This is a genomic window from Bacteroidales bacterium (assembly GCA_016707785.1).
Taxonomy (GTDB): Bacteria; Bacteroidota; Bacteroidia; order Bacteroidales; family UBA4417; genus UBA4417.
Genome location: JADJGZ010000005.1, coordinates 57,987 through 70,684, shown reverse-complemented (window position 1 = coordinate 70,684; position 12,698 = coordinate 57,987). Strand labels below are relative to the sequence as shown.

Below are 12,698 nucleotides of genomic sequence, written 5' to 3'. Positions count from 1 at the left end.
CGGTAATTTAGTTTTTTGTAAGAAAATAATTTTTAAGTGCTTCAGGATCAGGTTGAATGGGTTCGGGAAGAGATAAGATCTGTTGAACCGCATTCAGGTCTTTTAATCCAGATCCGGTGAGCAAGACCAGGTTTTCAGAACCTGGAGCCAACCGGGATGCTTTGTTATATTTCTCCAACCCGGCATAAGCACAGGCAGCGGCTGGTTCTGTGAAAATACCCGTTTCTGCTGATAACTTCTTTGAAGCATCAAGAATTTCCTGGTCACTTACAGTGATCCATTCTCCGTTATTTTCAAGCAGGTATTTCCTTGCCATATAATAGTTTCGGGGAATATCAACCGAAATGGAATCTGCAATAGTGTCTGATGGAGTGCTGATAAAGTCTTCATTTTCAATATTCCTGATCAGGTTGCAACTTCCTTCTGCCTGGACGGCAACAATGGCAGGAATCCGGTTGATCAATCCAAGTTGCATCAGATCCCATAAGCCTTTATATACTCCCGAAATGATGACTCCATCGCCCACCGGGACAAATATTCGGTCAGGTAACCGGCCTTTCAGTTGAGAGAATATCTCAAATGAGACTGTTTTCTTTCCCTCTATAGTGAGGGGATTGAAGGCTGTATTCCGGTTATACCAGCCGAAAAGCTCAGTTGCCTTAATACTCAGATCAAAAGCCAGGTCATAGTTACCGTCAACCGGCACGATACGGGCTCCATACATCATGATCTGTGTAAGTTTTGCAATGGGGGCTTTGGCAGGGACAAATATTACAGCCTTCTGTCCCTGGGATGCACAAATACCTGCTAATGAGGATCCTGCATTCCCGGTGGAAGCTGCTACAATCACTTCAATGCCATTTTCTTTCGCCCAGGCAGAAACCAGTGCACTGGCTCTGTCTTTAAACGAGAATGTGGGATTTTGAGAATCATCTTTTAGGAGGAGAGTAAATGATTCTCCATTTGCCAGAGAGCGTTTAAAACGGTATAAAGGGGTTTTACCAACTCTTAGAGGTGGTAAAGACTCGATGGTTTCAATGGGAAGAAGGGGCAGAAATTCCAGGCTTTCAAGTTTGCTGAAGAGTCCTGAATTGCCTGCTTGCCTGTAGATTGCCGGATAATCATAGACTACATGAAGAACCCCTTTGGCTGGTTGTCCGAGGGTGTTGGTGGCAGCACACTTTGGACAGAGATACCTGGTTTCTGTAGGTTCCCATTCAGATTCGCAATCCGTGCAGCGGTAAATATACTTGTAACTCATACTGCAAGTTACATATTTTTCAGAAGTCCTGTGCGCTCATTGAATTCATTGATGAGTTCATCCCAGGCTTGGGGTTGTTTAAACAGTTCTGCCCATATATTTTTGTCGTACCACAATTGCCTCAAATCTTCCACATCCTTTTCCTGTTGTTCAACCCATGTGAAGTATTTAAGGTTATGAATGGCCTTCTGATCCTGGTAGATGAGGTCCTTCATATAATCGGTAGTTGTGCCCAGCATACATTTTTCATGATCTTTAGCAGCCTGGACAGGAGTGTAGCTGCCTCTTTCAGCTTCAAGTTCTTTAATCCTGGAGCCATACATTTCAGAGGAATCAGTAGCAATGGTGACAATCACATCCTGGCCATCCATTTCGAAATATTTAGCCGTTTTGATAGCAGAGAGGATATTCCCTATTCCTGAAATGCCAATTGTGTACAGTTGGTCAACCAGTTGTTGTTCAACCCCGCAAGAAACAAGGTATTTCTTGCCGTCAGGTTCATTGAATAAGCGTAGCAACCTCATACAGTACTCGTCGTCAATAGCGGTAACTACATCAGTATTACGCACATTGTGAATCCATGGAACATGCTTGTCGCCGATACCTTCAATCCGGTGTCCACCAAATCCATTCATCAGCAGGGTAGGGCACTGCAGCGCTTCAGAAGCAACTACTTTCATGCGCGGGTAGCGGGTTCTGAGATAGTCGCCGGCAGCAATGGTACCAGCGGAACCTGTAGCAGAAATGTAGGCTGAAAGCTGGGCATCTTTACCAGCAACAAGGTGAATAAGTTCTTCGATGGCATGCCCGGTAACTTCATAGTGCCAGCAACTGTTTCCAAATTCCTCAAACTGGTTAAAGATCATGCAATCTTCACGGTTTCGTTTAATGTCCCAGCATTTATCATAGATCTCTTTAACATTCGATTCGCAGCCTGGAGTTGCAATTACTTCAGCACCAATGTCTTTAAGCCATGCAAAACGTTCGGCACTCATTTCTTCCGGCAGGATGGCAACAGCAGTTACTCCCATAAGATAGGAATCGAAGGCACCACCACGGCAATAATTTCCAGTCGAAGGCCATACCGCTTTGTGATAGGTAGGATCAAACTGTCCGGTGATGATTTTTGGTGCCAGGCAACCATAGGCAGCGCCTACTTTATGGGCTCCTGTCGGAAACCATTTCCCAAGCATTACAATCAGTCTGGCATCTATACCTGTAAGTGATTTGGGTAATTCAATATAATTCGGGTGGCCATATAATCCTCCTTTGGTAACTGGCTCATTTTTCCATGTAATCCGGAACAGGTTAAGAGGATGAAGGTCCCAGAGTCCAATGTTTTTCAGCTGATCCTTTATCTTTCCCGGGATCAGTTCAGGATTCTGCATCTGGGCAAAGGTGGGGAGAATTACTCCTTTTTCCCTAAAACGGTCAATGGCTTTCTGAAGTACGGATGAATTCTCTACTTTGTTGGTAATCTGAATCATAGCATTGAATTAATAGGGTAATTTCCTGTTATCTTTTTGTGGAATTATGGGTTTTTAGCTTTGCAGTTCTAGGGCACCTTTCATAAGGATGCTCATCTCAGCAGCAATGTTAAACTGGCATTCTTTTACGCATGGAGTAAGGAACTGAACGTCCAGGATACTAAAATCTTCAGGCTGGATACTGGCCTTTACCTGGTCTGTTTCATAGATATATAGGCCATCAATAAGAGTGAGAGTGCGGATGCTTTCATGATGTTTGAAAATCAGCACATCCCTGTTAGGAAGCCTGCTCAGAAAATATCCTTCACTTTCATTGTTCAGCGATTCAATAGAGAGGCATAAGCCGGGTTTATCCATGTACGGCTTACCCTTTGTAGGGCAGAAGGTGGTGCAGTTTCCGCATTCATTGCACAAATCGCGGATATTTAATACCTGGTAAGGCTGGGTGATGATAAAATCCATGTCTTCCTTAAGTTCAATGCTTCCATTTTCAGAGACAACTGCTTTCTGAAGATGATAATGAACAGGGTCGATTTTGTAGGAATAATTAGCCAGGTTAGGACAAACACTCACGCAGACATTGCAGATGACATCGCAACTCAGACACCGGGAAGCTTCGGCCATAGCATCCTTTTTGGAATAGGATTCCATCACCAGACTGAAATTTTGCCGATCAGACAAATCAGTTTCTGCAGGTCTTATGCCATAACCGCGTTGGGCTTTCTTGTGAAGTAATTGAGGTAGGTCAATTTCTTCAATTCCTGAAATTTCTTCAGCAGGGGAATGAAGATTCATATCTGCAAGCATTTCAATGGCAGCCAGTCTTCCATCAGCAATGGCATTAATGGCTGTAGCAGCACCTCTCAATGCATCGCCTCCGATATAGGTCCCTTTACTTTTCGTTTTATAACTTCCCGGCAAAGTGCGAAGTTCTTCTGAATCGAGAAAATCGATGTCCAGTTGCTGACCAATGGCAGGAATGATGGTATCACAAGGGATCAGGAACTCAGATCCAGGCACTTTTACGGGTATCGGTCTCCCGTCTTTACCTTTCATCGCCAAAATATTCCGCGAACAATAAATACCTTCTACCTTTCCTTCAGGGGCATGAATTCTTTCGGGATGTGTAAGCTCCATCAGGTGAATTCCTTCTTCAAGAACTGCCTGGATTTCTCCTTTGTCAGCAGGCATCTCTTTTCGTGTCCGGCGATAGATAATGGTTACAGATCCATCTGGTCCGACAAGCCGGTAAGCGGTCCGTGCAGAGTCCATTGCTGTATTACCGCCACCAATAATTACCACATTTTTGCCTTTGAGAATTGATTTTTGCTCCTTTACACTAAAAAGGAATTCAAGGGGATCAATAACTCCTTCAGCATCAATGCCTTCAAGTTCCAGTTTCACTGATTGCTGTGCCCCGGCAGAAATGAAGACAAGGTCATGCTCTTGCTTAATGGAAGAAAAATTATCTTTTGTAATCTTATATTGCTGGTGGAGGTGAACACCTGAAGCCAGGACTGTTTTAATATCATTATCAATGACCTCATTGGTGAGCCGGAATGAAGGGATTGCGGCAGATACCATTCCCCCTGTGACCGTTTTTTGCTCATAAATATTAACCTCCAGGCCGGCTTGTCTTAGGTACCAGGCGCAGGAAAGGCCCGCCGGGCCTGCACCGATCACTGCAATTTTCTTTCCTTTCAAAAGATCGGGAACCTTACTCAAATTGCTGATTCCCTGTTCAGCATTAAATCGTTTGATATCCCTGATATGAAGGGCTTCGTCGTAATTGATGCGGGTACATTTTAACTGGCAGGGATGGTCGCAAACCATTCCGGTAACCCCGGGAAAAGGATTGGTATTACGAATAATTTCAAGGGCTTTGGTAAAGTTACCCAAAGCAGTCTGATTCATATATGCTGGAATATCCTGGTGGGTAGGACAGGTATCAACACAGGGAGCATGGATACAATCGAAATATCCCAGGGATCGGCCGGTTTTGATGTCTGGTTCGTGAAAATCCTTTTTGTATGCCGGAATAGTCAGTACTTCTTCTGCATACCTTTCCAGGTTCACCAGAATAGCAGATTCTGAAGTGCTTCCTGCCCGGATTACCTGGTAGTCAGCAATAGATTCTGCTTTTTTCTCCCTGAACTCTGTTCTCATATTCTCAAAATACTGCCAGAGCCTGCCATATCCTCCTGGTTTCAACAAATCACTGCATACTGTGGCTGGTTTTAGTCCGCAAGCCATCACGTCTGCAATGTTAAAGCAATCCACACCGGCAGAGAACGAAATGTCGAGTTTTCCCTCAAAATCATGCTGAAGTTTCCTGGCAAGCCTGATACTTATTGGGTGCAAAGCCCTGCCACTCATATACATCATGTTTTCTTTTTCATTAAAAACATGGCGGTTGTTAAGACTTTCGAGTGTGTTGGTCAGTTTGATCCCAAACTGAAGGTTCTCAATTCTGGCTGTTTCAGTCAGTTGCCTGATAATGTTCAGTGCATCAGGGTATTTCAGGTCATGTTCAAATGCGAGGTCAGGAACATCAGTATGGAAACCGGAATGATGGTTCAGGATCGATCTAAGCTCTGAGGCACCCAACAACGTTGGATTCAGTTTGATGGTGGTATGTAACTTTTTCTCTGTCAGCAGGTACAAGCCTATTTTTTCGATTTCATCAGGCGGACAACCATGCATGGTGCTAAGCGTGATGTTATCAGAAATTCGCGATGGGATATCGATAGTATCAATTGCCGGATAAAAGGAGCGGAGTTTTTGCCTGGCTTCTTCCAGTTCAGTGCTGCAGTTCAGCATCTTCTGAAAAAACCACTGGACATTTTCATTAAGGATCCCCTGCATATTATAACCGACACTCATATTAAAGATGGTGCCGATGCCTCCGGGAAAATTCAGTTCTTTACGAAGAATATGAATAATAATCCATGCATTGAGATATTCCCTGAATGATTCGTGGAGTTTTAATTCCTGCGACCATTCACAGTTATATCCTTCGTCCTGCATGTCGATACAGGGTTTAGAAACCTCCAACTCATCGAGTGTCTGAATAGTTTTTAGTTCGATATACCTTGCACCGCATAGCCAGGCAGCTATGATATTGATGGCTAACTGAGTATGCGGGCCGGCAGCTACACCAACAGGAGTTTCCAATTCAACTTGATAGCGTTCCAGTTTAAATGGATCGGTTACTGAGGGTTGAAAGAACAGGCTGGATGGGATGCCGAAAAAGCGTTTGTTATTTATTTCAGGCAAGGGTAAGTGAGAGTAACCGCTCTATCGGGATCGGGGTAAACTTATCAGACACAATCTAGTTAATTGGTAACAATAATTTGGGACATCAAATTTAGAATAAATTGAATGAGATGTGATAGTTTTGCTTTGTAATCATTTTGCTAAATTCTTAATCGATTGGAAGATTCTGAGGGCCAATATTTTCAGTCATCATTCAACTCAGCTGACCGGAGTCCGTTTGAACAACTCTCTGTAATAATACTGGCTGCCGGGGAGTCGAAGAGAATGGGAATGCCTAAAGCAACACTGATGGTGGATACACAGGAAAGTTTTCTTGAGTATCTGATCAAAGGATATTTGCAAACGTCAGACAATGAAGTAGTTGTTGTTCATTCTTCCTCAATTGAACCCTCAGCGTTTCCTTCGCGGGTACGGTGGTTACTAAACAATGAGCCAAAAAAAGGACGATTTTATTCCATCTGGCTTGCAGCTAAAAGCTTAAGTAAAGATTCGGCTTGCCTGATCCATAATGTGGACAACCCCTATGTTGATAAAAAGCTGATCTATAAATTGGTTTCCTTGTTGACTCCGGAATCATATATTGTTCCTACATTCGGGGGTAAAGGCGGTCATCCGGTACTGTTGGGCAGGAAAATTGTCAACTATATAGCAGACCATCCGGAAGGTATGGACTTTCGGGAAATATTAAAAAGCTTTGAGAGAAAAGAAATTGCTTGGAAGGATTCACGGATATTGCTAAATATCAATACGAAAGAAGAGTATTCACATTTCCAGGAAAAGTATTATCCGGGACTTAAAACGAATAACTATGAGCACAAAGATGGACCATCTGAGACTAAATTATAAGATTTGGCTAGAAACCGATGATCATGTAGGAGTGCTTGGAGATAAGAAATGTGAACTCCTTAGGGCAATAGCCGAAACAGGGTCGTTAAACGATGCCATGAAAAAGCTTGGACTCACCTATCGCAAGACGTGGGATAACCTGAAAAAAATTGAAAATGAGTTAGGCTTTGCACTCATTAAACCCACAAGGGGAGGAGCTGATGGCGGAAATACAGTTCTTACACTGGAAGGAAAAATTATTATCGCGGCTTTTGAAAAGTTCCACCAGGAATATGATGAAATTATTGCAGATGGCTTTGATCGGATTCTCAGAGAACTGAAGCAAAACATCCGATAAATCAATGAGTATTCAATTGTTTTGAGATTAAATATTGATACATTTGCCAACGAATTGCAAAAACGTGCAATTCGTAATGTGTAACAATAAATCAATGTTTTATGAATAATGCCATTTATAATTTTCCTTTACCCCTGAATGAACCTGTGCTGGGATACCTCGAAGGAAGCCAGGAAAGAATTAACCTCGATATTGAACTTCAAAGGCAAAGCCAGCAGCGTATACATATCCCTCTGATCATTGGAGGGAAAGAGATTATTACTGACAGCCAGGGAGAAGTTCGCATGCCACATCTTCATCAACATGTACTGGCTACGTATAGTAAAGCATCTGAAAAGGAAGTTAAGCTGGCTATTGAAGCTGCCTTGAAAGCACATAAGGTTTGGTCGGAATTATCCTGGACTGTCAGGGCTTCCATCCTTTTGAAAGCAGCGGAATTAATAGGAGGAAAATATCGAGCAATCATGAATGCAGCCACCATGCTGGGTCAGAGCAAAAATATCTACCAGGCAGAGATTGATGCCGTATGTGAAACGATCGATTTCCTTAAATTCAATGCATATTTTGCGTCTTCCATTTATGAGATGCAACCGCAATCTGCATTCAACCAATTGAACAAAATGGAGTTCCGTCCGTTAGAAGGATTTGTGTTTACAGTGAGTCCGTTCAATTTTACTTCTATTGCTTCCAATCTGAATATGGCACCCGTATTAATGGGGAATACCACCGTATGGAAACCTGCCACCACTTCAATATTATCCAATTACTACCTTATGAAAGTTTTTCAGGAAGCGGGCCTGCCGGATGGTGTTGTCAACTTTATTCCTGGAAACGGTGCTATGATTGGTAAAACGGTTCTTGATTCTCCTGATTTAGCTGGCATTCATTTTACCGGATCAAATTCAACATTCAATACTCTTTGGGGGCAGGTTTCAGCTAATTTACCAAATTACAAATCTTATCCACGGCTGGTTGGTGAAACAGGAGGAAAGAACTTCCTTTTTGTCCATCCTTCTGCATCGGCTCTTGAAGTAGCTGTTAATGCCTACCGGGGGGCTTTTGAGTTCCAGGGTCAAAAATGTTCGGCCGTTTCAAGAATGTATGTTCCTGTTTCTATTTGGCCTGAAGTTAAAAAAGAACTTCTCAATATAGCTTCAGTGGCAAAGATGGGTAATGTGAATGATGCTTCGAATTTTATCAATGCCGTTATTGATGAAAACTCTTTTGAAAATATAATGGGATATATACATTATGCTGTTGAATCTGATGAAGCTGTTATACTTGCAGGAGGAAAGGGAGAAAAAGGTGTAGGATATTATATAGAACCTACGATCATCCTTACAACCAACCCTAGGTTTAAGTCAATGGAAGAAGAGATTTTTGGCCCTGTGCTCACAATTTATGTTTATGAAGACAGCAAACTGGAGGAAACGCTGGAATTAGTTGATACTACGTCACCTTATGCGCTTACAGGAGCTGTGTTTTCGCGCGACAGGGTTGCTGCATCAACAATCTGTGAACGTTTACGCTATTCAGCAGGGAATTTTTACATCAATGATAAACCCACCGGGGCAGTCGTAGGAATGCAGCCATTTGGAGGCGCCAGGGCATCTGGTACAAACGACAAAGCCGGAGGTGAGTTCAATCTGATCCGATGGATAAACCCGCGTACTATTAAAGAAACTTATCAACCGGCAACTGAATTCCGGTATAGCTATATGATTGATTAACCTTAATGATAAACAGATAATGAGAATTAAATTTGACCTCGCCCACCTCGGCGTGGAAGCTATCAATAACGGCGCCAGTACGGGCGTTGAATGGATTGAAACCAAAGGGGATGAAACGTCTTCCTTTTCACCAATTGATGGTGCCTTGCTTGGAAAAGTAAGGAATGCGACCATTGATGATTACGAGAGTATTGTAAAAAAGGCTCAGGATGCCTACCTCAAGTGGAGAATTATTCCGGCTCCAAAACGTGGACTCGTTGTCCATCAGATTGGTGAAGCCCTTAAGAAACACAAAGCAGAACTGGGATACCTGGTTTCTCTTGAAATGGGTAAGATCTATGAAGAGGGATTAGGGGAAGTTCAGGAAATGATTGATATATGCGAATTTGCGGTGGGACAGTCACGATTGCTTAATGGAGCAACCATGCATTCAGAACGTCCATTTCATCGTATGTACGATCAGTATCATCCTATTGGTATTGTGGGAGTTATAACCTCTTTTAATTTCCCTGTGGCAGTGTGGGGATGGAATGCCATGCTCGCTGCCATTGCCGGAGATGTAGTAATCTGGAAGCCCAGTTCAAAGACACCTTTATCTGCAGTTGCTGTGCAGAGAATTATTGCTGATGCACTAAAAAAGCATGATGTTCCAGAGGGTGTATTTAATATGATCATTGCCAAATCCTCAGTATTAGGGGATAACTTTGCGGCCGACCGTCGGATCTCATTAATTTCCGTTACAGGCTCTACTGAGGTGGGACGCAGGATTGCTGCAATTGTTGGTAAACGATTGGGAAAAACAATCCTGGAGCTGGGTGGTAATAATGCAGTGGTCATTTCTCAGCATGCTAACCTTGAGATGACCCTGCAATCTGTAGTCTTTGGTGCCGTTGGAACTTGTGGACAGCGATGCACAACTACCCGGCGATTAATTGTCCATGAAAGTGTGTATGATACTGTTCGTTCAAGGCTCCTAGCTGCTTATAAGAACATCGGAAAACGGATTGGCGATCCCCTGAAAAAGCAAACCCTTGTGGGTCCGCTGGTTGATGAAATAGCTGTAAGAAATTTTGAACATGCAATTGCTGAAGTTCAGAAAGAAGGAGGCAAATTACTATTTGGTGGTACACGTTTACCCGAAAGTGATTATCCTTCAGGAAATTATGTGATGCCAGCAATTGTTGAAGCTGAAAACCATTACCACATGGTGCAGGAAGAAACATTTGCCCCAATTGTTTACCTCATTAAGTACAAGACCATTGAAGAAGCTATTGAGCTGAATAACAGTGTTCCCCAGGGATTATCGTCCTGTATTTTCACTGAAAATATTATTGAGGCAGAGAAGTTCCTTTCAGAAACCGGTTCTGATTGTGGTATTGCCAACGTGAACCTCGGAACTTCAGGTGCTGAAATCGGGGGTGCTTTTGGAGGTGAAAAGGATACCGGCGGTGGCCGTGAGTCGGGTTCCGATGCCTGGAAAGCTTATATGCGACGACAAACCAACACGATTAATTTCAGTGGGCAAACTGCTTTGGCTCAAGGAATCACGTTCGATTTTTAGTCCTTCCAGTAAATAAAAAAAAGAGGCCGCATCTTCATGCAGCCTCTTTTTTTTATGCTGTTATTTTATCTCAAACAAGTCCTTTTTCAACTTGGTGTTGACAGACACATTTGTAACTTCAAATTTGATGTCCTGTCCACCCATACTTTGTGATAAGGTATAAGGGAAGAGTACGCCATTCACCTCTTTATAGTTGCTTAATTCACCGGTGCTTTCCTTCATTTCAACTTTCACTTTCAAGCCGGTGTTCACATCATAGTATTCAGTACTCTTATCTCCTGAAGGCCTGGTGACTTCGAGTTTGTAGCAGGCACCTTTTTCCAGTTGTTCTTCAATGCCCAGGAGTTCGAGCTTATATCCCAATGACACGTAGGAGAGTTCCGGGAATCCTAAAGCCTGATCCCTGAAGCCTTCGAGTTCTGCTGCTTCCATTTCTTTAGTTTCGCCTGACATGGGTGAAATTGAAACGCCTTTACCAGCATTGTATATCTGTTTGGCAAAAATCATCGGACCTGAACCTACCTGTAAAAGGAAATAATCAGGAACAAGGCAATATTGATCGAGACTTATTGTCATTCCCTGCATACTGGCAGAAGCATTGATTGTGTAATCCTTGATTTTCTTGAGCTTTTTAGCACCACCAATAGCATTGATGTATCCCTGGATAACTGTTTCAGCTGTAACCCCTGCAGGAGCTGGCTTTACCTTTACGCTGGGGTCATACCAGTTACCCTGGATGTCATAGTATTGAATATCTCCACTCTTTGAGAAGCGTTTCAGCTTAGGTGCAACATCTTCTGCTTTACCAACAATCAGGATATGAGCATTATCCGGGCGAATATACTTCTGGGCCATGGTCTGGACATCTGTTGCACTTACCGCAGCAAGATTTGTCAGATAGTTTGCATAGTAATCTGCAGGGAGCTTATATCTGGCAGTATTAATAGCGAAATCTGCAATTGTGGAGGGATTCTCAAGACTACGACCGAAATTACCCATCATAAAATTCTTTACCATGTTCAGTTCTTCATCTGGAACAGCCTCAGTGCGCATACGGTTCATTTCAAAAATGATCTGTTCAACAGCACTATCTGTCACAGGGTTACGAACTTCAGCTGAAGCGGTAAACCTGCCAACAATACGATCAGGACTAAGTTGTGAATAGGCTCCATAAGTCCAGCCGTGTTTTTCCCTTAAGTTGTTGAATAAACGGAAGGTTCCTCCTCCAAGGATGGCGTTGGTTACTCTGGCTTTGATGGCATCAGGGGCACCTGGTTTAAGGTCTACTGGATAGGAAACATTCAAGGTTGATTGAACGGAATTTGACCGGTCAACTATATTTACAGTAGTTTTTGCAGGAGCTTTAGGTGAAGGGAAATTCTGCACATTAACTTCTCCCTTTTTCCAACCACCCAGGTATTTCTCAACCAGGGGTTTGGCTTCTGCAAGTGTAATATCTCCAACAATCGCAAGATAACCAATATTGGGCTTGAAATAGGTCTGATAGAATTCGTTGCATTTTTCCAAAGTGATTTTCTTCACAGATTCCTCTGTCATACTCTCGCCATAGGGATGGTTCAGTCCATATACTAGTTTTCCTCCAACCCTCGTTGCAATTGCATCCGGCTCATTTTTTTCTGCCTCCAGTCCGGACAGAGTCTGTGTCCTGATTTTTTCCAGTTCTTCCTGTTTGAAGTTTGCATTTAATAGAATATCGGAAAAGATCTCAAGATAGGCTTCATGATGTTTGCTTAAACAGGATCCGTTAATACCGGATGCACTGGTATTAAGATAAGCACCAAGAAAATCAATGGTTTCATCGATCTGGTCTTTATTCTTTGTAGAGGTACCGGTTCGGAGCAACTGTCCGGCAGTTTGAACATACCCTGCATATTCCAGTTCCATCACCGGGCTATAATCCAGTACAAGAGAATAAGAAATCCTGGGAATTTTATGGTTCTCCACAACGAATACCTTTAGGCCATTTTCAAGTTCAAATGACTGGTATTCACCAAGTTTAATAACAGGAGCAGGAGCAGCTTTTGGCCTTATACTCCTGTCGAGTTTTTCAATTACAGCTTCTGAGGCAGCAACTGGTGGTTTCTTGATGTTTTTGTTTTGTTTTACCTGTGCCGATACCTGAACGGAGAGTAATATCAACAGACTATAAATAAGTGCTTTTGTTTTCATCATTTTTTCC

Annotated in this window: 8 protein-coding genes; 4 read left to right on the top strand and 4 right to left on the bottom strand. The window is 42.8% G+C overall.

The window, feature by feature from the left end; all coding sequences use genetic code 11:
- Nucleotides 1-7: 7 nt before the first annotated feature.
- Genes thrC through ygfK form a run of 3 tightly spaced genes read right to left on the bottom strand, consistent with a single transcriptional unit; the run spans nucleotide 8 to nucleotide 6,024 of the window.
- Nucleotides 8-1,261 (bottom strand): threonine synthase, encoded by a 1,254-nt coding sequence (gene thrC, locus IPH84_04435; GenBank protein MBK7172477.1) that lies wholly within the window; start codon nucleotides 1,259-1,261, stop codon nucleotides 8-10.
- Between the two features lie 8 nt (nucleotides 1,262-1,269).
- On the bottom strand, nucleotides 1,270-2,748 hold the full coding sequence (locus IPH84_04430) for a pyridoxal-phosphate dependent enzyme (GenBank protein MBK7172476.1): 1,479 nt from the start codon (nucleotides 2,746-2,748) through the stop codon (nucleotides 1,270-1,272).
- 54 nt (nucleotides 2,749-2,802) lie between these two features.
- The gene (gene ygfK, locus IPH84_04425; protein ID MBK7172475.1) at nucleotides 2,803-6,024 is read right to left on the bottom strand and encodes a putative selenate reductase subunit YgfK; all 3,222 of its coding nucleotides are present in this window, start codon (nucleotides 6,022-6,024) and stop codon (nucleotides 2,803-2,805) included.
- A 156-nt stretch (nucleotides 6,025-6,180) separates the two neighbouring features.
- Here ygfK and IPH84_04420 point away from each other — a divergent pair, with 156 nt between their 5' ends.
- The 4 genes from IPH84_04420 to IPH84_04405 all read left to right on the top strand — a co-directional run bounded on the left by IPH84_04420 (nucleotide 6,181) and on the right by IPH84_04405 (nucleotide 10,498).
- Nucleotides 6,181-6,870 carry an NTP transferase domain-containing protein gene (locus IPH84_04420; protein ID MBK7172474.1) on the top strand — a complete coding sequence of 230 codons (690 nt, stop codon included), beginning with the start codon at nucleotides 6,181-6,183 and terminating at the stop codon, nucleotides 6,868-6,870.
- The gene (locus tag IPH84_04415) at nucleotides 6,833-7,207 is read left to right on the top strand and encodes a LysR family transcriptional regulator (GenBank protein ID MBK7172473.1); all 375 of its coding nucleotides are present in this window, start codon (nucleotides 6,833-6,835) and stop codon (nucleotides 7,205-7,207) included. Before IPH84_04420 ends, IPH84_04415 begins: the two co-directional genes overlap by 38 nt.
- Nucleotides 7,208-7,308: 101 nt before the next feature.
- Nucleotides 7,309-8,937 carry an L-glutamate gamma-semialdehyde dehydrogenase gene (gene pruA / locus IPH84_04410; GenBank protein MBK7172472.1) on the top strand — a complete coding sequence of 543 codons (1,629 nt, stop codon included), beginning with the start codon at nucleotides 7,309-7,311 and terminating at the stop codon, nucleotides 8,935-8,937.
- 19 nt (nucleotides 8,938-8,956) lie between these two features.
- A complete protein-coding gene (locus tag IPH84_04405; protein ID MBK7172471.1) occupies nucleotides 8,957-10,498 on the top strand; it encodes an aldehyde dehydrogenase family protein in 1,542 nt (513 codons plus the stop codon).
- 60 nt (nucleotides 10,499-10,558) lie between these two features.
- On the opposite strand, the gene IPH84_04400 is transcribed toward IPH84_04405, so the two are convergent.
- Nucleotides 10,559-12,688, bottom strand: coding sequence for an insulinase family protein (locus IPH84_04400; GenBank protein MBK7172470.1), 2,130 nt, complete (start codon nucleotides 12,686-12,688; stop codon nucleotides 10,559-10,561).
- Nucleotides 12,689-12,698: the final 10 nt, after the last annotated feature.

Excerpts from the sequence above, each read along its gene's own strand:
- IPH84_04415 (MBK7172473.1), top strand. The coding sequence starts at position 6,833 with ATGAGCACAAAGATGGACCATCTGAGACTAAATTATAAGATTTGGCTA.
- IPH84_04430 (MBK7172476.1), bottom strand. The coding sequence starts at position 2,748 with ATGATTCAGATTACCAACAAAGTAGAGAATTCATCCGTACTTCAGAAA.
- pruA (MBK7172472.1), top strand. The coding sequence starts at position 7,309 with ATGAATAATGCCATTTATAATTTTCCTTTACCCCTGAATGAACCTGTG.
- thrC (MBK7172477.1), bottom strand. The coding sequence starts at position 1,261 with ATGAGTTACAAGTATATTTACCGCTGCACGGATTGCGAATCTGAATGG.
- IPH84_04405 (MBK7172471.1), top strand. The coding sequence starts at position 8,957 with ATGAGAATTAAATTTGACCTCGCCCACCTCGGCGTGGAAGCTATCAAT.
- IPH84_04400 (MBK7172470.1), bottom strand. The coding sequence starts at position 12,688 with ATGAAAACAAAAGCACTTATTTATAGTCTGTTGATATTACTCTCCGTT.